At 68.0% G+C, this 22,365-nt stretch carries 19 protein-coding genes; 2 read left to right on the top strand and 17 right to left on the bottom strand.

Going from position 1 to position 22,365, the window contains the following annotated elements:
- Positions 1 to 81 precede the first annotated feature (81 nt).
- The 17 genes from HWX14_RS25135 to xylA all read right to left on the bottom strand — a co-directional run bounded on the left by HWX14_RS25135 (position 82) and on the right by xylA (position 19,770).
- The gene (locus tag HWX14_RS25135; RefSeq protein WP_175885059.1) at positions 82 to 1,458 is read right to left on the bottom strand and encodes a sigma-54 dependent transcriptional regulator; all 1,377 of its coding nucleotides are present in this window, start codon (positions 1,456 to 1,458) and stop codon (positions 82 to 84) included.
- Entirely contained in the window at positions 1,440 to 2,930 is a 1,491-nt protein-coding gene (locus HWX14_RS25130) for a HAMP domain-containing sensor histidine kinase (protein ID WP_175885058.1), read from the bottom strand. Before HWX14_RS25130 ends, HWX14_RS25135 begins: the two co-directional genes overlap by 19 nt.
- Before the next feature lie 145 nt (positions 2,931 to 3,075).
- Positions 3,076 to 4,197: a porin gene (locus HWX14_RS25125; RefSeq protein ID WP_175885057.1), complete on the bottom strand. Its 1,122-nt coding sequence runs from the start codon at positions 4,195 to 4,197 to the stop codon at positions 3,076 to 3,078.
- A 128-nt stretch (positions 4,198 to 4,325) separates the two neighbouring features.
- The gene (gene speB, locus HWX14_RS25120) at positions 4,326 to 5,294 is read right to left on the bottom strand and encodes an agmatinase (RefSeq protein ID WP_175885056.1); all 969 of its coding nucleotides are present in this window, start codon (positions 5,292 to 5,294) and stop codon (positions 4,326 to 4,328) included.
- 45 nt (positions 5,295 to 5,339) lie between these two features.
- A complete protein-coding gene (locus HWX14_RS25115; protein ID WP_175885055.1) occupies positions 5,340 to 6,929 on the bottom strand; it encodes a gamma-glutamyltransferase family protein in 1,590 nt (529 codons plus the stop codon).
- Between the two features lie 14 nt (positions 6,930 to 6,943).
- Positions 6,944 to 8,314: an aspartate aminotransferase family protein gene (locus tag HWX14_RS25110; protein ID WP_175885054.1), complete on the bottom strand. Its 1,371-nt coding sequence runs from the start codon at positions 8,312 to 8,314 to the stop codon at positions 6,944 to 6,946.
- Between the two features lie 79 nt (positions 8,315 to 8,393).
- Positions 8,394 to 9,158, bottom strand: a complete 765-nt coding sequence (locus HWX14_RS25105; protein WP_175885053.1) for an ATP-binding cassette domain-containing protein — start codon at positions 9,156 to 9,158, stop codon at positions 8,394 to 8,396.
- Positions 9,155 to 9,895, bottom strand: a complete 741-nt coding sequence (locus HWX14_RS25100) for an ABC transporter permease (protein ID WP_175885052.1) — start codon at positions 9,893 to 9,895, stop codon at positions 9,155 to 9,157. Before HWX14_RS25100 ends, HWX14_RS25105 begins: the two co-directional genes overlap by 4 nt.
- Positions 9,892 to 10,590 (bottom strand): ABC transporter permease subunit, encoded by a 699-nt coding sequence (locus HWX14_RS25095; RefSeq protein WP_175885051.1) that lies wholly within the window; start codon positions 10,588 to 10,590, stop codon positions 9,892 to 9,894. Before HWX14_RS25095 ends, HWX14_RS25100 begins: the two co-directional genes overlap by 4 nt.
- 85 nt (positions 10,591 to 10,675) lie before the next feature.
- Positions 10,676 to 11,473, bottom strand: a complete 798-nt coding sequence (locus tag HWX14_RS25090; protein ID WP_175885050.1) for an ABC transporter substrate-binding protein — start codon at positions 11,471 to 11,473, stop codon at positions 10,676 to 10,678.
- 128 nt (positions 11,474 to 11,601) lie between these two features.
- Complete coding sequence (locus HWX14_RS25085) at positions 11,602 to 12,279, bottom strand: GntR family transcriptional regulator (RefSeq protein ID WP_175885049.1); 678 nt, start codon at positions 12,277 to 12,279, stop codon at positions 11,602 to 11,604.
- 381 nt (positions 12,280 to 12,660) lie between these two features.
- Positions 12,661 to 12,978, bottom strand: coding sequence for a hypothetical protein (locus tag HWX14_RS25080; protein ID WP_175885567.1), 318 nt, complete (start codon positions 12,976 to 12,978; stop codon positions 12,661 to 12,663).
- A 37-nt stretch (positions 12,979 to 13,015) separates the two neighbouring features.
- Positions 13,016 to 14,227, bottom strand: coding sequence for a sugar ABC transporter permease (locus tag HWX14_RS25075; protein ID WP_175885048.1), 1,212 nt, complete (start codon positions 14,225 to 14,227; stop codon positions 13,016 to 13,018).
- Entirely contained in the window at positions 14,224 to 15,783 is a 1,560-nt protein-coding gene (gene xylG, locus HWX14_RS25070; protein ID WP_175885047.1) for a D-xylose ABC transporter ATP-binding protein, read from the bottom strand. Before xylG ends, HWX14_RS25075 begins: the two co-directional genes overlap by 4 nt.
- Before the next feature lie 66 nt (positions 15,784 to 15,849).
- Positions 15,850 to 16,878 carry a D-xylose ABC transporter substrate-binding protein gene (gene xylF, locus HWX14_RS25065; RefSeq protein WP_175885046.1) on the bottom strand — a complete coding sequence of 343 codons (1,029 nt, stop codon included), beginning with the start codon at positions 16,876 to 16,878 and terminating at the stop codon, positions 15,850 to 15,852.
- An 86-nt stretch (positions 16,879 to 16,964) separates the two neighbouring features.
- The gene (gene xylB / locus HWX14_RS25060; RefSeq protein ID WP_175885045.1) at positions 16,965 to 18,443 is read right to left on the bottom strand and encodes a xylulokinase; all 1,479 of its coding nucleotides are present in this window, start codon (positions 18,441 to 18,443) and stop codon (positions 16,965 to 16,967) included.
- A 4-nt stretch (positions 18,444 to 18,447) separates the two neighbouring features.
- Positions 18,448 to 19,770: a xylose isomerase gene (gene xylA / locus HWX14_RS25055; RefSeq protein ID WP_175885044.1), complete on the bottom strand. Its 1,323-nt coding sequence runs from the start codon at positions 19,768 to 19,770 to the stop codon at positions 18,448 to 18,450.
- 265 nt (positions 19,771 to 20,035) lie between these two features.
- Here xylA and HWX14_RS25050 point away from each other — a divergent pair, with 265 nt between their 5' ends.
- Positions 20,036 to 21,229 (top strand): DNA-binding transcriptional regulator, encoded by a 1,194-nt coding sequence (locus tag HWX14_RS25050; protein WP_175885043.1) that lies wholly within the window; start codon positions 20,036 to 20,038, stop codon positions 21,227 to 21,229.
- A 27-nt stretch (positions 21,230 to 21,256) separates the two neighbouring features.
- Positions 21,257 to 22,345, top strand: coding sequence for an aldose epimerase family protein (locus HWX14_RS25045; RefSeq protein WP_175885042.1), 1,089 nt, complete (start codon positions 21,257 to 21,259; stop codon positions 22,343 to 22,345).
- Positions 22,346 to 22,365 lie beyond the last annotated feature (20 nt).

Genomic DNA, 22,365 nt, shown 5'->3' with positions numbered 1-22,365 from the left:
TTCACCGGATGTCGGTATTCCCGACAGTCGAAACAACGCGGCCAGCGGCCCGCTCACACCGATAACGGGCTGCCGCTGGCCCTATTCGTCGCGCTCGATCCCGAGATTCGCCATGCGCGCATAGAGCGACTGGCGGCCGATCCCGAGTTGCCTCGCGGCTTCCGCGCGATTGCCGTTCGCGCGCTCGAGCGCGCGCAGGATCGCCGCACGCTCGACCGTCGCCAGCGCATCGGGCAACGGCATGTCGAGCAGGTGCGCCGGCACCGCATCGTCGCCCGACTCGCGCGCCGGCACGGTGGCCAGGCCGAGATCGGCCGCGCTGACGGCCGGCCCGGGGGCGAGCGCGGCCGCCCGCTCCATCACGTTGCGCAGTTCGCGCACGTTGCCCGGCCAGCGGTGATCGAGCAGCGCGCGCTGCGCGTCGTTCGTCAGATGCAGCGCGCGCATGCCTGCCGCGCTGTGCAGGAAATGCGCGGCCAGCGGCAGGATGTCGGCCACGCGCTCCGCGAGCGGCGGCAGGTGCAGCGGAATGACGTTCAACCGATAGAAGAGATCTTCGCGGAACGTGCCGTTCGCGACGGCCGCGGCGAGGTCGCGATGCGTCGCGGCCACGACGCGAATGTCGATTGCCGTGGCGCGATCCGCGCCGAGCGGCATCACCTGGCGCTCCTGCAACGCGCGCAGCAGCTTCGCCTGCATCGCGGCGGGCATGTCGCCGATCTCGTCGAGAAAGAGCGTCCCGCCGTCGGCTTCGACGAGGCGCCCCGCGCGATCGGCATGCGCCCCGGTGAACGCGCCGCGACGATGCCCGAACAACTCGCTTTCGAGCAGATCGGCCGGGATGGCCGCGCAGTTGACGGCGACGAACGGCCCCGCATGCCGGGCCGATGCGGCATGCAGCACGCGGGCCGCGACCTCCTTGCCCGTGCCCGTCTCGCCGGTCAGGAGCACGGTCGCGTCGCTCATCGCGGCGCGGCCAATCTGCTTTTGCACGTCGCGCATCGCGGCGCTTACGCCGAGCAGTTGCGGCCGGTCCGCTGAAGGTTCGCCCGCGAAACCGCTGTCGGACGGCGCGGGCGCGGGCGGCTGATTCGCCGACACGATGCGTTCGAGCAGTTGCGCGATGTCGCGACGCCCGATCGGCTTCGTCAGGTGATCGAATGCGCCGAGCCGCATCGCTTCGATCGTGTTGTCGCTGGTCGCATGGGCCGTCAGCATGACGACCGGAATCGCGGCCAGCGCGGGATCGTCGCGCAGTTGCGCCAGCACGGCCAGCCCGTCCAGATCCGGCAGGCGGAAATCCAGAAAGACGCATTCGATGCCGCCGCCGTCGCGCAGCGCGCTGAGCGCGACGCGTCCGGATGCGGCCTCGACGGCACGATGACCGAGATCGGCCAGCGTTTCGGCGAGGCCGTCGCGAAAGGCCGCGTCGTCGTCGACTATGAGGATGTTTGCCATGGAATTTCAATCACGAATGCGGCGCCCTCGTCGAGGCGCGCGTGCCCGCCGTGCGCCGCCGCCACTTCGCGGACGACGGCGAGGCCAAGACCCGTTCCGTCCGCGCGGCCCGTCACGAACGGCTCGAAGATCCGCTCGCGCTGCGCGGCCGGCACACCGGGGCCGCTGTCCGACACGGTGATGCACAGCCAGTCGCGCCCGGCGAACGCGCGCCGCTCGGCGGCGAGCGTGACCGCGCCGCCGTCGCCCGCGTGGTGCAGCGCGTTGAGCAGCAGATTGTCGAGCGCCCGCCGCATCTGGTCGGGATCGAAAGCGGGGCGATCCGACGGCCACGCGAGCCGTTCGCCCTGCCCCGCGAGCGACAACGTCAGGTCGATCGCTTGCCGCTGCGCCAGCTCGCGGTGCGCGTCGACGACCTGCGCGAGCCACGCGTCGACGTCGACCCGTGTCGCATGCGGGCGCACCGGCTGCGTCAGCGCGAGCAGGCTCGACAATTGCGCATCGATGCGCTCGATCTGCGCGAGGATCACGCGCAGCGCGTCCTGCTGCCGCCGGCCATCGCCGGCCAGCGCGTTCTCCGCCTTCAGCCGCATCGCGCCCATCGGATTGCGAATCTCGTGCGCGACCTGCGCGGCCAGTTTGCCGAGCATGCCGAAGCGTTCGGCCTGCGCGAGCCGCGTACGGAGTTCGTCGGCCTGCTGTTGCAGCCGGTCGGCGCGGCGCGCCCGCTCGTTGAACGCATCGATGACGCGGTCGAGATCGGGTTCGCCGACGTACGGCAGGTGATGCTCGCGACCGTCGGGCCCCAGCCCGCTCTCGATCCGCGCGAGATTGCGCTTCCATCGGCGCAGCGCGACGGCCAGCGCCGCCGCGATCGCCAGAATCACCGCGAGCACGGCCGCGAGGCCCGTGGCCAGCAATTCCCCGTGCCGGCCCAGCGGCGGGCGCGCACGGGTGAGCATCCACACGTACAGCCCCGATCCGCCGCGTACCGGACAGGCCACCGCGATCACCGCATCCTGTGCGCCTTCGACGACGTTCGTCGTCGCGGCATGCGTCGCGGCCGCGGCGCGCAGCGTGCGGAGGATCAGCGGCGTTTCCGCTTCCGGAACGTCGTGTTTGACGCCGCTGCCCTGATAAGTGGGAAACGAATACGCGAGAAAGCCGCTCGCCGCGGGGGCGGCGCCGGGCATCCAGAACCCGCCCTCCATGTCCGGCGCACGGGAGAGCACGATGTCGAGGATCGCGTGCATCAGATCCGGGGCGGGCCCGGCGCCCGCCGACGCGGAAGACGCGCTGTAACGCGACGCGACCGCTTCGCATGCCGACGCGCCGGCGGCCTTCGCGCTGGCCACCTGCTGACTCTCGGCGGAACTCGCCGTGACCCAGACGACCGCGACCAGCGTCGCGCACAGCGCCGCGACGAGTGCCCAGAGCATGACGAGTTGGGTGGAGAACGACGGACGCTTCATCGGATCGGGCTGACGGTCGAGGACGACAGAATAGCGTATTGCATGTCATGCGAAGCGGTCGTGACCGCCATACATCGCACGGGGCAGCCTGCCGGATCGGAACGGCAACGGCGCGCGCCGCTGCCATGATGCGCGGCGCATTCGATCAGAAGCGGTGGCGAATCCCGACGATCGCAAGCTCCTGGGTCGCCTTGCCGCCATCGACATACGCATCCGCAATCACCGCCTGTGCCGGGCCCGCGCCGTTGCTGCCCGACGCGTGCCCGTAGCTCATCGTCGCGTAGAGATCGGTGCGCTTGCTGAGCGCGTAGTCGGCCGCGAGCGTGACCTGCTGGTACGTGGCCGACGAATCGCCGTGCGATTTCAGGTAGTTGTAACCCGTCTCGAACAGCAGCGCGGGCGAAGCCTGCCACGCGACGAACACCGAGCCGTTGTTGTAGCGCTCGGTCGCTCCGAACGTCGAATTGCCGTCGCGCAGGTACTCGGCATAGCTGTAATGGCCGCCCACCGTGAATGCGCCGAGCACGTAGCTCACGCCGGCGCGCGCGATATTCACCGCACTCGCCGTCGCGTAGGCGCTATTGACCGGCGACAGGAAAATCGTATCGGCGCTGCTTGCGCCGCGCGTCGACAGCACCGCGTTACCGTTGTCCAGATGCGCATAGCCGGCCGCGACGGTCAACCGCCCGGCCGTGTACGACATCGCCGCGTTGTACGCCTGCCCCGAGCCGACCGAGCCGGCCACGCCGCCGAACCCGTACATCGCGGCCACCTGCAGGCCGCCCCACGACGGGCTCACCCATTTGACCGCATTGCTGTTGCGGACCGAGCCGTCGGCATTGTCGACGTCGCCGGGCGCCGTGAAGTACTCAAGGAAATTGTTGCCCTGCACCGGCAGCACCAGATCCTGCAACGTATCCTGCTGACGGCCGGCCGTCACCGTGCCGAATCCGCCCGCCAGCCCGACGAACGCCTTGCGTCCGAACAGCAGGCCGCCGCTCATCTTGCCGCTGTTCACGTTGAAGCCGTTCTGCAGGTTGAACAGCGCGCTCAAGCCGCCGCCGAGATCCTCGGTGCCTTTCAGCCCCCACTGGCTGACGGACATCTGCCCCGACTGCAGCTTGACCTGGTTGCTGGCGCCGCCGGTGTTGTGCGTGTACTGAATCGATTCGTCGATGACGCCGTAAAGCGTGACCGAGCTTTGCGCGAATGCATTGCCGCACATGCCGGCCGCGCATGCGAGGGTGGTCGATGCGATCCATTTCATTGCCGTGCTCTCCTGTCGTTGCGTGGTTGATCCGATTGATATGTTTCCGTCATCCATCGCCATTCGATTCGGATAACGAATTTATTGGGACGATACGGATGCTGCGTTCCGATTCCCTACCTACCTGCTTACCGCGCCGCGCGAGCGCGGTGCCTGAACAGGCAGATCAGCTCGCTTGCCACGTGCGCGGCGACAAGCGCGGTAATGTCCGCATGATCGTAGGCGGGCGCGACCTCGACCACGTCCGCGCCGACCAGGTCGACCGACGTGAGCCCGCGGATGATCGACAGCGCCTGCGCGCTCGACAGGCCGCCCGGCACGGGCGTGCCGGTGCCCGGCGCGAACGCCGGATCGAGCCCGTCGACGTCGAAGGTGAAATAAGTCGGCCGCGCGCCGACGATCTCGACGATGCGTGCAACGGTCGCGTTCACGCCGTGCTCATGCACCCACGCCGCATCGAGGATCGGCACGCCCATGAAATCGTCGTTCCACGTCCGGATGCCGACCTGCACCGAGTGGGCGGGATCGATCAGCCCGTCGTTGATCGCCTTGTAGAACATCGACCCGTGATTGAGGCTGTCCGGCTGATCGTCGGGCCAGGTATCGCAGTGCGCGTCGAAATGGATCAGCGACAGCGGCCTGCCGTACTTCTCCGCATGCGCGACGAGCAGCGGGTAGCTGATGTAGTGATCGCCGCCGAGCGTCAGCATCCTTGCACCGGCATCGAGGATCGTACGCGCATGCGCGACGATCGTCTCCTTGACGGTCGACGGATTGTGCACGTCGAGCCAGCAGTCGCCGTAGTCGATCACCGCATAGTCGTCGAACGGGCTGATCCCCCACGGATACGGCAGCAGCACGCCGAGCTGGCTGCTCGCCGCGCGGATCGCACGCGGGCCGAGCCGCGCGCCCGGGCGGTTGGTCGTCGCGATATCGAGCGGCACGCCGGTCACCGCGAGATCGACGCCGGCCAGCTCCTTCGTATACAGGCGCCGCATGAACGACACCACGCCCGCATAGGTGTTCTCCTTCGACGAACCGTATGGCGATTCGCGGCGGATCGCGCCGTCTCCGCGCACGACTGACTGCTTCTGCATGATGCGCCACCCCTTGTTCCGGCTGCGATAACGTGCGTGCCCGTGTCAGATGCCCAGCGCGCAGCCGTCCTTGCGATGGTCGGACGCGCCGATCAGCGTGCCGGCCTCCCAGTCGATCCGGATCGCCTGCGCGCCGCCGATCGCCCAGTTCGGCGCCACGAGATTGAAGCCGCGTCGCGTGAGCGCCTCGCGCACCGCCGCGGGCATCGTGCATTCGACCTCGACCTGATCGGTGCCCGGCCGCGGAAAGATGCGCGGCAGGTCGATCGCCGTTTGCAGGTCCAGGTCGTAGTCGAGCACCTTCGACAGGAAGTGCGCATGCCCCATCGCCTGATAGTGACCGCCCATCACGCCGAACGTGATCTGCACCTTGCCGTCGCGGGTCACCATGCCCGGAATGATCGTGTGCATCGGCCTCGCGCGCGGCGCGATCGCATTCGGGTGGCCGGCTTCGAGCGTGAAGCTCTGGCCGCGGTTGTGCAGCATCACGCCCGTTTGCGCGGACATGATCCCGCTGCCGAACGGGTGAAACAGCGAGTTGATGAAGCTCGCGCAGTTGCGATCCTTGTCGACCACGCAGATGTAGACCGTGTCCTTGTGCTCCACTGGTGACGCGACCGGCGCGCCGATCGCGTGCAGCGCCGCGATGCGCGAACGCAGCGATTCGACGGACGCATCCGACAACAGCGTCTCGACGTCCAGCGGCCGAAGGCGCGGGTCCGCCAGCAGCACGTCGCGAAGCGCATACGCGACGCGCGCGGCGTCGATCTCGCGGTGCAGGCGTTCTGCGCCGAGCGGATCGTCGTTCGCGTCGAAGCCTTCGAGCAGCTTCAGCATCAGCAGCGCGATGACGCCCTGCCCGTTCGGCGGGCACTCGTGCACGTCGTAGCCGCGAAACCGTGCGGTGATCGGCGTCACGTATTCGCCATGGAACGCCGCGAAGTCGTCCATCGTGTGCAGGCCGCCCATGCCGCGCAGGCGCGCGACGATGTCCTCCGCGACCACGCCTTCGTAGAACACGCGCGGGCCCGCTTGCGCGATCCTCTCGAGGGTGTGCGCGAGCAGCGGCTGCCGATGCACAGTGCCCGCGCGCGGTGCACGGCCGGCCACCAGCATCTGTTCGCGGCTCGTGGCGTCCAGCGACAGCAACTGCGCCTGATGCGCCCAGTCCGCCGCCGCACGCGGCGCGACCGCATAGCCGTCGCGCGCGAGCCGGATCGCCGGATCGAGCAGCGCGGCGAGCGGCAGCGAGCCGTGATCGCGCGCGAGCGTCGCCCACGCATCGACCGCGCCGGGCACCGTCACCGCGTGCGGCGAGTGGCGCTCGATCGACGTGACGCCGAGCGCGCGCAGCCGCTCGACGCTCGCGGCAGCCGGCGCCCAGCCCGAGCCGTTGAAGCCGACGATGTCGTCGCCGCCGCCGCGCGAATAGAGCGCGAAGCAATCGCCGCCGATGCCGGTCGAGCCGGGCTCGACGACGCATTGCACCGCGCACGCGGCAATCGCGGCGTCCATCGCGTTGCCGCCCGCTTCCAGGATCCGGACGGCGGCCAGCGTCGACGCGGGATGCGACGTCGCGGCCATCGCTTCGGTCGACATCACGAGCGAGCGGCCCGGTTGTTCGAAATTCCTCATGGTGTTCTCCCGATTCAGCGGGCGGCCAGCGACCGGCGCCACGCGAGCGTGTCGTCGAGCGCCCGTTTCGACGCATCGAACAACTGGTCGATTTCGTCGTGCGTGATGATCAACGGCGGGCAGAAATTGAACGCATCGCCCAGCGCGCGCGTGATCACGCCGTACGTCAGCGCCCGCTCGCCGGCATGGGCGGCCACGCCTTCGGACGGCGGGAACGGCGTTTTCGTCGCCTTGTCGGCGACCAGTTCGACGGCCGCGAGCAGGCCGGCCCCGCGCGCCTCGCCCACGAGCGGATGCGCGGCGAGATCGGCCACGCGCTGCTGGAAGTGCGGGATCACGCTGCGCACGTGGTCGAGCACGCCGTCTTCGTCGTAGATGCGCAGCGTCTCGAGCGCGACGGCCGCGCAAACCGGATGGCCGCTGTACGTGAAGCCGTGGCCGAAGGTGCCGATCTTCTCGCTTTCGGCCACGAGCGCGCGATAGATCGCATCGTTGACCATCAGCGCCGAGATCGGCAGGTAGCCGGCCGACAACTGCTTGGCGACGACGATCATGTCGGGCTGCATGCCGAAGGTTTCCGAGCCGAACATGTTGCCGGTGCGACCGAATCCGCAGATGACTTCGTCGGCCACGAGCAGGATGTCGTACCGCTTCAGCACGCGCTGGATCTTTTCCATATAGGTGGCCGGCGGCACGATCACGCCGCCCGACGCCATGATCGGCTCGGCAAAGAACGCGGCAATCGTGTCGGGCCCTTCGCGAAGGATCAGTTGCTCGAGCGACTCGGCGCAGCGGGTCGCGAACTGCTCCTCCGTTTCGCCGGGTAGCGCATGGCGATAGTAGTGCGGGCAGTCCGTATGCAGGATGCGGTCGATCGGCAGATCGAAGTCGCGATGGTTGTTCGGCAGGCCGGTCAGGCTCGCGGACGCGATCGTCACGCCGTGGTACGCCCGCGTGCGTGCGATGATCTTCTTCTTCAGCGGCCGCCCGAGCGCGTTGTTGTAATACCAGATCAGCTTCACCGCGGTGTCGTTGGCTTCGGAACCCGAGTTCGCGAAGAACACCTTCGACATCGGCACGGGCGCCATCGCGATCAGCTTCTCGGCCAGCAGGATCGACGGTTCGGACGACTTATGACCGAACGCGTGATAAAACGGCAGCTTGCGCATCTGCCGGTCCGCCGCGTCGGCCAGCCGCGATTCGCTGAACCCCAGCGACGCGCAGAACAGGCCGCTCAGCGCCTCGATGTAGCGGTTGCCTTCGGTGTCGTACACGTAGACGCCCTCGCCGCGCTCGATCACCATCGGCCCGACATCGCGATGGCGGCTCAGGTTCGTATACGGATGAAGGACGTGATCGATGTCGTTCTGCTTCAGAGTATGCATGGGTACCTTCCTGGTTTCGTCTCTTCCATGGTCGCATCTTGCGTGTGCGGCACCGGCCCGAACAGGCCGCCAGCTTCCGCTATTTGAGCCCGCCGGACAGGAACTTCTGCAACCGTCCGCTTTTCGGCGTCTTCAATATGTCGCGCGGGTGGCCTTCCTCCTCCACCACGCCTTGATGCAGAAACATCACATGGTTCGACACCTCGCGCGCGAAGCCCATCTCGTGCGTGACGACGATCATCGTGCGGCCTTCGTGCGCGAGATCGCGCATCACCTTGAGCACGTCGCCGACCCGCTCCGGATCGAGCGCCGACGTCGGCTCGTCGAACAACAGCGCGTCGGGCTCCATCGCGAGCGCACGGGCGATCGCGACGCGCTGCTGCTGGCCGCCGGACAGGTGCGCCGGATACGCATCGGCGAAGCGCGTCATGCCCACCTGCTCGAGATAGCGCGCTGCCCGCTCGCGGGCTTCCGCGCGGCCGAGCTTCAGCACGTGCAGCGGCGCCTCGACGACGTTCTGCAGCACCGTCATGTGCGCCCACAGATTGAAATGCTGGAACACCATCGCGAGCCGCGTGCGCATCCGGCGCAACTGGACGGGATCCGAAATCCTGATCCGGCCGTTGCGGTCGACCGACGTCCTCACCTCACCGCCGCCGAGCGACACGCGGCCCGACGAAGGCGATTCCAGAAAATTGATGCATCGAAGCAGCGTGCTCTTGCCCGATCCCGACGAACCGATCACGCTGATCACGTCGCCCGGCTTGGCTACCAGCGACACGCCTTTCAGCACCTCGTTGTCGCCGTAGCGCTTGTGGAGATTGTCGACGGACAGTGCATTCATGCGGCGTGACTCCGGGATCGGGCAAGCGTGGAAAGCGGCAGCGGCCGCAGGTGGACGAGAAAGCGCCGCTCGGTTGCCCGGATCAGCAACGCGACGAGCCCGGTCAACGCGAAATAGACGGTGCCGACGGAGATGAACGCCTCGAACGGCGCGTAGTAGTTCGCGTAGAAATCGCGCGCGGCGCCCGTCAGGTCGATCAGCGTGATCGCGCTGACGAGCGACGTGCCGTGCAGCATCAGGATGATTTCGTTGCTGTACGCGGGCAGGAACCGGCGCAGCGCCGACGGCAACAGGATGCGACGCCACGCGGTAGCACGGGACATCCCGTACGCCTGCGCCGCTTCGATTTCGCCGTATGCGGTGGCGCGGATCGCGCCGGCCAGGATTTCGACGGTGTACGCACAGGTGTTCGCCGTCAACGCGATCATCGCGCAGCCGAACGGATCGCGCAGCACCAACAACAGCGGATTGCCGCGCTGCCACGCGTCCTGGACCCACTGGAACTGGCCGAAGCCGTAATACACGATCATCAGTTGCGCGAGCAACGGCGTACCGCGCATGAACCACGTGTAGACCGCCACCGGCCCGTGCACGAAGCGGTTCGGCGACACGCGCAACACCGCCAGCGGAATCGCGAGCGCCAACCCGAGGGCCAGCGATCCCACGGTCAACTGCACCGTCACCCACAGCCCGCCGGCGTACGCGCCGACGAGCGAGACCCATTGTTCATGGCTCATCCGTGCAGCCTCCCTTCGCGCATGCCGCGGTTCAGCCGCACGCGGGCACGCGCCAGGCACGCGGTCGATCCCGACGTCACCAGCAGATACACCGCGCAGGCGGCGAGATAGAACGTCATCGGCGCCTGGGTCGTGCGGCCGGCCTGGTCGGAGATGAACATCACGTCGTGCAGGCCGATCAGCGACGCGATCGCCGTGGTCTTGAGCAGCACCAGCCAGTTGTTCACGGCGGCGGGCAACGCGAGCCGCGCCATTTGCGGAAACAGGATGCGGCGAAATGCAAGCCAGCCCGAGAATCCGTATGCGCGCGCCGCCTCCATCTGGCCGCGCGGCACGCCGAGAATCGCGCCACGGAACGTCTCCGTGTAGTACGCACCGAATATGAAACCGATCGTCAGCACCGCGGTGGCGAACGCGTCGACGTCGAGCGCATGCAGGCCGAACGCGGCCGCCAGCGCGTTCAGCAGAATCTGGCCGCCATAGAACACCAGCAGCATCATCACGAACTCCGGCACGCCGCGAATCAGCGTGGTATACGCGGTGACGACGGACACCAGCACGCGCGAACCCGACAGCTTGGCCATCGCGCCCGCCATGCCGATGCACACGGCGAGCGCGACGGACAGCACGGCGAGCACGATCGTCACCTGGGCGCCGCGCAACAGGGCCGGCAGGTATTGCTGTAATGCGGACATGACGCTCCTTTCCTGCGCTGTCGGGGTTCGTGCCGGCGGCGCCAGCGCATCCCTGCGCGCCGGCGCGGCACCGATCGACAAACGATCAGTAGATGTCGAAATCGAAGTACTTCTTCTCGATGGACTGATACACGCCGTTGGCGCGAATGGCCGTGATCGCCTGGTTCAGTTGCTGCCGGAGATCGTCGTCGGTCTTGCGCACCGGAATGCCGTACCCCTCGCCCAAGAGCGTCTTCTGCTCGGGCGTCGTACCGACGATCGGCGTGCCGACGAACTTGAAGTTCGCGCCTTCCGGCTTCGTCAGGAACGCCGAATACGCGGCGGTCGCGTCCTGCAACGCGGCATCGATGCGGCCCGAGCGCAGATCGAGATAGACCTCGTCCTGGGTCGGGTAGCGCACCAGCTGCACGCCGTTCTGCACCCAGTACGCGCTCGCGTACTTGTCGGCCAGCGTGCCGCGCTGAACGCCGACGCGCTTGCCCTTCAGTTCCGCCGGCGTCGCATCCTTGATCGGGCTGTTTTTCGCGACGACCAGCCGGCGCGGCGTGTTGTAGTACTTGTCGGTGAACGCGACCTTCTGCTTGCGCTCGGCGGTGATCGCGACCGACGCGACGATCGCGTCGACCTTGTCGGCCATCAGCGCGGGAAGCAGGCCGTCCCAGCCGATCTGCACCAGCGTGCAGTTCGCGTGCATCTGCGCGCACAGCGCATGGATGACGTCGATGTCGAAGCCCACCGGCGTGCCGTCCGGCTGCATCGACGAAAACGGCGGGTACGCGCCTTCGTAGCCGATCCGGATGTCCTTCCACTCTTTCGCGTGGGCCTGCGCGGCCACCAGCAGGACGGCGAACAGCAGCAGGAATCTCATCATGGGTCGTTTCATTTCGATACTCCGTGACGTGTTTCGTTGGAAATGACTGCGTGATCGTGTTGCATGTCTTGATCCGATGATTTGTTCGGATACCTTACAGATACGAACGAGACGTCGACCACCGCCTCGTCCTGTTTCCGTCAGTGGCCGCCCGTCATCCAGTCGCGCACGGCCGGTACGGTCGCTTCGATGTGCTCGCGCACCGCGGCCTCGAGCGCGGCCGGATCGCCGCCCCGGATCGCGTCGATCAGCCCCATGTGGTCGTCGCGCGACGTCTTCGGCTTGTACGCCCGTTCGAGCCACAGGCGCATGTGCGGCTCCACCACCGTATGCAGCCCGGCAATCTGCGTAATCAGGCGCTGGCGCCCGCACAGCCGGCACAGATATTCGTGAAAGCTGCGATGCGCGGTCACCCATTGCTGGCCGTCGGCTTCCGCGCGCTCCATCGCGTCGATCAGGCGCGTCAATTCGTCGACGTGCTGCGGCGTGATGTTCGGCAGCGCCATGCGCGCCGCAAGCCCTTCGAGCACGCCGCGCATGCCGAACACCACCTCCATCTCGTCGACGTCGAGCCCCCGCACGATCGCGCCGCGATTCGGACGGATCGCGACCAGCCCTTCGCTGGCGAGCCGACGGAACGCCTCCCGCACCGGCATGCGGCTCGTATTGATCTCGGCTGCGATGTCCTCGGGAATCAGGCGATCGCCGGCCTTGTACGTGCCCATCCGGATACGGTAGAGCACGTGTGCGTAGGCCTCTTCCTCGGCCGTGGCGGGAAATTGCGGATGCAGCGGCGGCGTACGTGTGTCCATGTTCATGCAACGACCTGTTTCGCGAAACGTCGGCATCGCCACGAAGTACTCGCACGCCGGATGCGTGTGGCAGGCTCGTGGAGTTGCGTTCGATCTCGATTGAAAGGCATTAGTAATAGTGGATATTTGTATCTATGGCTGCACTATACGACGCCAGAAATAATGTCGAATATGGGTTAACCCTTGGGTTCGGCGACACGCTGACGCGCACACTCCCACGAAGCAAAAACGCCCGACGCCGGAATTCCGGCGTCGGGCGTTTCGGCCAATTACGGTGTACGGCGCACCTACCGAGCAAGCGCGGCAACTTCCGCCGCCGTCAGCGCACCCTGGTACTCGTGGAAATCGCTCACGAGGCCGTCGAAGGCAGATCGGCCGCCTCGCCTGTCAGCGCGCCCCCGCGGGTACGGCCGCGCGCTGCGCCGCGCCATCCCGCTCGACTCGCTCGACGATGCGCGCCAGCCGAATGATGTCGGTCAGCGCGAAATCGGCCGCTTCGGGCCGGGGCCGGCCGCACTGGTCGGCCATGCGCATCGCGAACGCGAGCGCTTCGGAACGCTCGCGCAGCAGCGCGCGCAGTGCATCCGCGATCACCTGCCGGTCGCGCGGGTCATCCAGGCCCAGCACGGAACCGGCATCCGGCATCGCGAACGGCCCGGCGGCCAGCACGGCAACATCCGGCACGCGCATCGTGTTTCGTTCCATGGTCTTCCTCTTTGTCGACTCGCGACCGACCCGCACGTCAGCGCCGGTTCGACCGCGACACCACGTCGATCCACACCGCCAGCACCAGCACCGCGCCCTTGACGATCATCTGCCAGTACGCGTCGACGTCCAGCATCGACATCCCGTTGTCGAGGCTCGCCATCACGAGCGCACCGATCAGCGCGCCGTAGACCGTGCCCGACCCGCCGCGCATCGACGTGCCGCCGATGAAGCACGCGGCGATCGCATCGAGCTCGCCCATCGAGCCGGCGGACGGCGACCCGGCCGCGAGCCGCGCCGTGTTGACGAGGCCGGCGAACGCGCACATCGCGCCCATCAGCGCGAAGATCACGAGCTTCACGCGATCGGTGTCGACGCCCGACAGCCGCGTCGCTTCCAGGTTCGACCCCACCGCATAGATGCGCCGGCCGAACACCGTCTGCGTCGCGATCCACGAGAACACGCCGAGCAACACGAGCAGCAGCAGCACGGGCACCGGAATGCCGCCGTAACGGTCGAGCGTCGCGACGAACGCGAACAGCACCGCGCCCGCGCCGACGATCTTCGCGACGTCCTGCCACAGCGGCGCGACCGCGAGCCGGTAGCGCCGCCGCGTGCCGCGCTGCCGCACCACCAGCAGCGTCGCGACCACGAACAGCAGCACCGCGAGGCCGTCGCCGGCCAGCCGCGGCAGATAGCCCTGCCCGATGAACACGAAGCCGTCCGACACGGGCGCGATCGTCGAGCCGCCCGTCACGCCGAGCAGGATGCCGCGAAACGCGAGCATCCCGCCGAGCCCGACGATGAACGACGGCACGCGCCGATAGGTCGACCACCAGCCGTTGAAGAGCCCGATCAGCACGCCGAGCGCGAGCACGGCCGGGACCGTCGCCGCGACCGGCCAGTGGCGGTTGACGTCGAGGATCGCGGCGACGCCGCCGAGCAGCCCGAGCAGCGAGCCGACCGACAGGTCGATCTCGCCCGCGATGATGACGAACACCATCCCGCACGCGAGCATGCCGGTGATCGACATCTGCCGCAGCAGGTTCGATACGTTGCGCGGCGTGACGAACGCGCCGTCCGTCAGCACCGAGAAGAACGCCCAGATCGCGACGACCGCGAACAGCAGCGCGAGCACCTTGTAGCGCGTGAAGACGTGGCGCAGCGCCAGCCGCGGCGTGCGGCCGTCGGGACGACGCGCGTCTGCATCCGGCGCCGCCGGGGTCGAGGAAGAAAGTTCGGAATTCATGTGGCACTCGCTGCGGTGGGTTCGGCGGGCAGCCGCGCGGGCTTCAGCGCGGCGCCGAGAATCTGTTCCTGCGTGAGGTCCTGGTTGACGAAATCGCCGCGCAACTCGCCTTCGCCGATCACCAGCACGCGATCGGCGAGGCCAAGCACCTCCGGCAGTTCCGACGACACGACGATCAGTGCGACGCCGCGCTTGGCCAACGCGAAGATCAGCCGGTAGATCTCGGCCTTCGCGCCGACGTCGACGCCGCGCGTCGGTTCGTCGAGGATCAGCACCTGCGGCTCGGTCAGCAACATCTTCGCGAGCACCGCCTTCTGCTGATTGCCGCCCGACAGGCTCGCGATCGACAGGAACGGGTGGGCTGCGCGCACCGACAGCCGCTGCATCTCGGTGCGGATCGCGTCGAGCTCGGCGGCCGCGTCGATCCGCCCGCGCGCCGCGAAGCGCCGCAGCACCGCGAGCGTGATGTTGTGGCCGACGCCGAGCTGCGGAACGATGCCGTGGCGCTTGCGGTCCTCCGGCACCATCGCGATGCCGGCGCGGATCGCGTCGGCCGGCGCGCGGATCGACAGCGGCCGGCCGTTCATCGTCACGGTCGCGGTGTACGCGCCCGGATACGCGCCGAAGATCGCCTGCATCAACTCGGTGCGCCCCGCGCCGACGAGCCCGGCGACGCCGACGATCTCGCCGCGCCGCACGCTGAACGACACGTCGTCGACGCGCTTGCGGCGCGCGTTCGTCACGTCGCGGCACGTCACGTGGCGCACGTCGAGCACGACGTCGCCGATCTCGTGCGGCTCGCGCGGATACAGGTCGCGGATCTCGCGGCCGACCATCATCGCGATGATCCGGTCGGTGGTCAGCGCGGCCATCGGCTCGGTCGCGACATGGCGGCCGTCGCGGATCACGGTGACCGTGTCGCACACGGCCGCCACCTCGTCGAGCTTGTGCGAGATGTACACGCACGCGACGCCGCGCCGCTTCAGGTCGCGCACGATGTCGAGCAGTATCCGGGTTTCCGACGCGCTCAGCGACGACGACGGTTCGTCGAGGATCAGCAGCTTCGCGCGCTTGTTCAGCGCCTTCGCGATCTCGATCAACTGCTGGTGGCCGCCGCCGTAGTTCATCACCGGCTGCGCGACGTTGATCGTGTCGATCCGCAGTTCGTTCAGCAGTTCCTCCGCGCGCTGGACCATCGCCGCGAAGTGCATGCGCCCGCCCGGCAGCGTGATCTCGTTGCCGAGGAAGATGTTCTCGGCCACCGACAGTTCGGGCACGAGCATCAGCTCCTGATGGATGATCGCGATGCCCGCGCGCTCGGTGTCGCGCACGCCCGATGCGACGAGCGGCGCACCTTCCCAGCGGATTTCGCCGTCCCACGTGCCGTGCGGGTACACGCCCGACAGCACCTTCATCAGCGTCGACTTGCCCGCGCCGTTCTCGCCGCACAGCCCGACGCATTCGCCGGGCCGCACGGTGAGGTCGATGCCGTCGAGCGCTTTTACACCATCGAATGCCTTGACGATGCCGCGCATCGTCAGCAAGGGTTCCGTCATGCGTTCATTGCCTCGCAGTAAGCGCGGCCGCCGTCGCGGCGGCCGCGCGTCGCGTCCGTCGCGCCGTTACTGGCTCGCCAGCTGCGCCTGGGTATAGAAGCCGTCCTTCACGACGACGTCGACGTTGCGCTTGGTCAGCAGCGTCGGCTGCAGCAGCACCGTGTCGACCTTCTTCTTGCCGTTGTCGTATTGCGCGTTGAACGCGGGCTTCGTGCCCTTCGCGAGATCGACCGCGAGCGTCGCGGCTTCGCTCGCGATCAGCTTCAGCGGCTTGTAGACGGTCATCGTCTGCGTGCCGGCGATCACGCGCTTGACCGCCGCGAGATCCGCGTCCTGCCCGGACACCGGCACCTTGCCGGCCAGATGCTGCGCGGCGAGCGCCTGGATCGCGCCGCCGGCCGTGCCGTCGTTCGACGCGACGATCGCGTCGATCTTGTTGTTGTTCGCGGTCAGCGCGTCCTCGACGATCCGCAGCGCGGTCGACGCGCTCCATTCGGGCACCCACTGCTGGCCGACGACCTTGATGTCGCCGCGGTCGATCGCGGGCTTGAGCACCTTCAGTTGGCCTTCGCGCAGCATCTTCGCGTTGTTGTCGGTCGGCGCGCCGCCCAGCAGGAAGTAGTTGCCCTTCGGCTTCGCGTCGAACACGCCCTGCGCCTGCAGCTCGCCGACCTTCTCGTTGTCGAACGAGATGTATGCGTCGACGTCCGCGTCGAGAATCAGGCGATCGTACGACACGACCTTGATGCCGGCCTTGCGCGCTTCGGCGACGACGTTGCCGAGCGTCTTCGAGTTGAACGGCACGATCACGATCACGTCGACGCCGCGCGAGATCAGGTTCTCGATCTGCGAAATCTGCCGCGCCTCGCTCGCATCGGCCGACTGCACCGACACCTTCGCGCCGAGCTTCGTTGCGGCCGCAACGAAATAGTCGCGATCGCGCGACCAGCGCTCGACGCGCAGGTCGTCGATACAGAAGCCGATCTCGGGCTTATCCTTGCTCGCATGGGCGAGCGGCGAGCCCAGTGCGAGGATCGCCAGCGCGGCGGCGCCGGCAAGCGAACTCAATACGGTACGACGCGTCACGGATTTCATGTCTCCACTCCTTGTTATGGAACCACCTCACGAACCGCGGGCGGCCGCCGGATTGCACCGCCCGCATCGAGTCACTGCGACGTGCGTCAGGCGCCGGTCGCGAACACCGGTTCGAGCGCACGGTACAGCGCGCGAAACGTCGGCCGCCGCACGTCGCGATACCACGCGTGGCGCTCGGGATCGGGCTCGCGCACCGCGACGACGGGCGGCTGCGGGCACACGTCGCCGAGCCGCGCATCCGGTTCGAGCGCGAGATGCGCGAGGCGCGCGGCGCCGAGCGCCGGCCCCACTTCGCCGCCCGCGCGCAGCGTCAGCGCACGGCCGCTCAGGTCGGCGAGCATCTGCGTCCAGTACGCGCTGCGAGAGCCGCCGCCGATCACCGTGATGCTGTCGGGGGCGAGCCCGGCCGCATGCAGCGCATCGATGCCGTCGAGCAGCGCGAAGCCGACGCCTTCGAGCGTCGCGTTCGCGAGATCGGCGCGCTGCGTGTCGGGCGTGAGCCCGTAGAACACGCCCTTCGCGTTCACGTCGTTGTGCGGCGTACGCTCGCCGCTCAGGTACGGCAGGAACCACGGGCGGCTCGCGCGTGCGTGCGTCTCGGCATCGTCGAGCAGCGCCGCGACGCCGTCGTAGCCGGCCAGTTGCGCGGTGAAGTCGATGCAGCCGGCCGCGTTCAGCATCACGGACATCAGGTGCCACGTATCCGGCAGCGCATGACAGAAGCTGTGCACCGCCGATTCGGGATTCGCGCGGAAGCCGTCCGACACCGCGAAATACACGCCCGACGTGCCGAGCGACAGCAGCGCGTCGCCGGGCCGCACGATCCCGACGCCGACCGCGCCGGCCGCGTTGTCGCCGCCGCCGGCCACTACCGGGATCTCGCGCAGGCCGAGCGCCCGTGCGACGGCCGGCAGCAGCGTGCCGGTGATGCGGTTGCCCTCGAACACGGCCGGCATCTGCGTGCGCGACAGCCCGCACGCGGCGAGCAGCGTGTCGTCGTAGTCGCGCTTCGCGACGTCGAGCCACAGCGTGCCGGCCGCATCCGACGGATCGGTCGCGAACGCACCGGTCAGCCGGTAGCGCAGATAATCCTTCGGCAGCAGGACATAGGCGATGCGCGCGAACACGTCGGGTTCGTGACGACGCACCCACAGCAGCTTCGGCGCGGTGAAACCCGGCATCGCGACGTTGCCGGCCACCGTGCGCAGCGACGGCGCAAGCCGTTCGAGTTCCGCGCATTCGGCGTCCGCGCGACCGTCGTTCCACAGGATCGCGGGGCGCAGCACGTCGCCATGCGCATCGAGCAGCGTCGCACCGTGCATCTGCCCGGTCAGCCCGAGTGCGTCGATGTCGCGCGGGTCGATGCCGGCCGAGCGCGCATCCGCCACCAGCGCGGCGAGCGCGCCGCAGGCGGCTTCCCACCAGTCGCGCGGCGCCTGCTCGGACCAGCGCGGCTGCGGCCGGTTCACCGCGAGCGGGCGGCTCGCGCTCGCGCGCACCGCGCCGTCGCGGTCGAGCAGCACCGCCTTCACGCCGGACGTGCCGAGATCGAGTCCGATGTACATGGCGTCAGCGCAGCCCGTAGATCGCCTGGTTCACGATGTTCTCCAGCCGCTCCTGCGCACCGCTCGCGTGCCGCGGGTCCACGCCGCGCGCGAGCGCGTCGGCCGCCAGCGACTCCAGCGTATAGCCGCCCGACAGGATCTTGCGGCCGAATGCGTCGTCCCACTGCGCGTAGCGCTGGCGGCGCAGTGCGTCGAGCCGGTCGTTCTCGACCAGCACCGCCGCGCGTTCGAGCGCGAGCGCGAGCACGTCGATCGCGCCGACGTGACCGTAGAACAGGTCTTCCGGATCGATGCTCTGGCGGCGCACCTTCGCGTCGAAGTTCATCCCGCCGGTCGTGAAGCCGCCGTGGCGCAGGATCTCGTAGAACGCGAGCGTCAACTCCTCGACGCTGTTCGGGAACTGGTCGGTGTCCCAGCCGTTCTGCGGATCGCCGCGGTTCGCGTCGACGCTGCCGAACACGCCGAGCGCGAACGCGTTCGCGATCTCGTGATGGAACGAATGGCCGGCGAGCGTCGCGTGATTCGCCTCGATGTTCACGCGAATCTCGTCCTGCAGCCCGTACTGCACGAGAAAGCCGTGCACGGTCGCGACGTCGTAGTCGTACTGATGCTTGGTCGGCTCCTGCGGCTTCGGCTCGATCAGCAGCGCACCCTTGAAGCCGATCCGGTGCTTGTGCTCGACCACCATCGACAGGAAGCGGGCGAACTGGTCGCGCTCGCGCTTCAGGTCGGTATTGAGCAGCGTCTCGTAACCTTCGCGTCCGCCCCACAGCACGTAGTTCTCGCCGCCGAGCCGGTGCGTCGCGTCGAGCGCATGGCACACCTGGGTCGCGGCCCACGCGAACACGTCGGGGTTCGGGTTCGTCGCGGCGCCGGCCGCGAAGCGCGGGTGCGAGAACAGGTTCGCGGTGCCCCACAGGAGCCGCACGCCGCTCGCCTGCTGGCGCTCGCCGAGATAGTCGACCATCCGCGCGAAATTGGCCGCGTATTCGCGCAGGCTGTCGCCTTCCGGCGCGACGTCGGTGTCATGGAACGTATAGAACGGCGTGCCGAGCTTCGTGAAGAATTCGAATGCGGCATCGGCCTTCATCCGCGCGCGTTCGAGCGCGTCGCCCGGCTGGTGCCACGGCCGCTCGAATGCGGCTTGCCCGAAGATGTCGTTGCCCGGCCATACGAACGTGTGCCAATAGCAGACTGCGATCCGCAGATGCTCGGCGAGCGTCTTGCCGAGCACGCGCTTCTCGGGGTCGTAATGGTGATACGCAAGCGGGTTGTCCGACTGCGGGCCTTCGTAGCGAATCGCGGGAATGTGTTCGAAATACGACATGGCGTCTCCGTGCAGGTTCTTGTTGCAGCGCAACGCGCGTCGCGGCGACGCACGCGGCCGAATTCGGTTGACTGGATCGTGCCCGCGCGCCTACCGGCCGGCAATTGCGAAATTGCGCAGCGCGCTTGATGTTTCTTGCCAGTCGCTACGTGCGGTGCGCATTCCGTCCTACAATCGCCGTACACCAGACACCACGCGCCGCCTCCGCGAGCGCGCCCCGGAGACAATGGCACCGCGCCCGCAACGCGCGCCCCCCGACACCGAGATGACACGCGCCCCTTCCGCCCAGACACCGCACCGCATCGCGCTGCTGTTCAACGCGAACAAGGTCTACGACCGCGAGATCATTAGCGGCATCGGCCAGTACCTGCACACGACGCGCGTCGTGTGGGACCTGTTCCTCGAAGACGACTTCCGCTGCCGGCTCACCGGGATCGAGCGTTTCGACGGCGACGGCATCATCGCGGACTTCGACGACCCGGCCGTCGCCGACGCGCTCGCCGGCTCGCCGCTGCCGATCGTCGCGATTGGATCGTCATATGAAGATCCGGCGCAGTACCCGGACGATGTCCCATATATTGCGACGGACAACCCGAAGCTCGTGTCGCTCGCCTATACGCACCTGATCGGTGCGGGGCTCGCGCATTTCGCGATGTACAGCCTGCCGGTCGCGCAGGAGAACCGCTGGGCGCAGCAGCGCGAGCTGGCGTTCGACCGGCTCGCGCGCGCGGACGGCCTCGACGCGCCGATCTACCGCGGGCTGTCGACGAGCGCGTCGGGGTGGAATCATGCGATCGAGCAACTGATCGACTGGCTGCATGCGCTGCCGAAGCCGGTCGGCGTGATCGCGGTGACCGATGCGCGTGCGCGGCATCTGCTGCAGGCGTGCCTGATCGCCGGCATCGCGGTGCCGGAACAGGTCGCGATCATCGGGATCGACAACGATCCGCTCACGCGTACGCTGACGCGCATTCCGTTGTCGTCGGTGATCCAGGGCACCGAGGAAATGGGCCGCACCGCCGCGCACCTGCTGCACCGGATGCTGCGCGGCGCGCGCTTTCCCGGGCAGCGCATTCTCGTGCCGCCGGTCGGCATCAACGTGCTCGAATCGACGCGCCACCAGCCGCTCGCGAGCCCGCACGTGATGCGTGCGCGGCATTTCATCCGCCAGTACGCGTGCCAGGGCATCAAGACCGAACAGGTCGCCGACTATGTCGGCGTGTCGCGCTCGCTGCTCGAGGAGCACTTCCGGCGCGAACTGCAGCGCACCGTGCACCAGGAGATCCTGCGTCACAAACTCGAAGCCGCGCAGGCGTTGCTCGCCGGCCGGCAAGCGTCGAGCGCGGAAGTCGCGATTCGTTGCGGGTTCACGTCGCTGCAATACATGTATGCAGTATTCCGGCGCGAACTCGGCTGCACGCCGCGCGAATATCAGGACCGCGCGGCCGCCACGCACTGACGTTCGCCGCCCATTCGACATCCATTCATGCACATCGATACCGATTCCTCACCTCTGACACCCGGCGTGACACGCGTGCTGGCCGAGCCGTGGGGCACACTGCCCGACGGCGAGCCCGTGCGGCGCTATACGCTGCGCAATGCGCACGGAATGCGCGTCGTCGTCAGCGACCTCGGCGCGACCGTCGTGTCGTGGCTCGCGCCCGATCGCACGGGGCGCTTCGCCGATATCGTGCTCGCGCACGACACGCCGGCCGAGTACCTCGAATCCGGCGCCTATCTCGGCGCGACGGTCGGCCGCTGGGCGAACCGGATCGCCGGCGCGCGCTTCACGCTCGACGGCGTCGACTACCCGCTCGACCGCAACGAGAACGGCAACCTGCTGCACGGCGGCGCGAACGGTTTTCATCGCGCGCGCTGGGACGTGGTCGACGATAGCGGCGGGCTGACGCTGCGGCTCGATTCGCCGGAAGGCGACGCGGGATTCCCCGGCAACGTGAGCGTGCAGGTGCGCTACACGCTCGACGACGACGGCACGCTGACGATCGACTATTCGGGTTGGACCGATGCGCCGACGCCGCTGAACCTGACGAATCACAGCTACTTCAACCTGAACGGGCGCGCGGGCAGCGACGTGCGCGGCCATCTGCTGCACATCGACGCCGACGCGTTCCTCGAAGTGGACGACGCGCTGATCCCGACCGGCACGGCCGACGTGACGGGCACGGCGTTCGATTTCCGGCACAGCGCACCGCTCGGCGCGCGCCTCGCCTGGCCGCATGCGCAACTGGCGCGAGCGCGCGGCTTCGATCACTGCTACATCGTCGGCAACGGCGCGCGCGAGGTCCGGCCCGTCGCACGGATCTACGATCCGGAAAGCGGCCGCGAGCTGATCGTGTCGACCGATCAGCGCGGGCTGCAGCTCTATACGGGCAACTATCTCGACGGCCTGCGCGTGAGCGGCGGCACGCGCTGCGTGCAACACGCGGCGCTGTGCGTCGAGGCGGGCGGTTTTCCGGATCAGGTCAACATGGACGGCCTGCGCGACGACGTGATCGTTCGTCCGGGCGACGTGTATCGGCAGACCACGCGGTATCGGGTGGGGGTTCACGCATAGTGCGGGTGGGCGACGCCGGC

This window comes from Burkholderia sp. BCC0044 (genome assembly GCF_902832955.1).
In the GTDB taxonomy this organism is placed as follows: Bacteria; Pseudomonadota; Gammaproteobacteria; order Burkholderiales; family Burkholderiaceae; genus Burkholderia.
The sequence above is the reverse complement of the archived record's forward strand: the minus strand, read 5'-3'. Positions and strand labels throughout refer to the sequence as shown.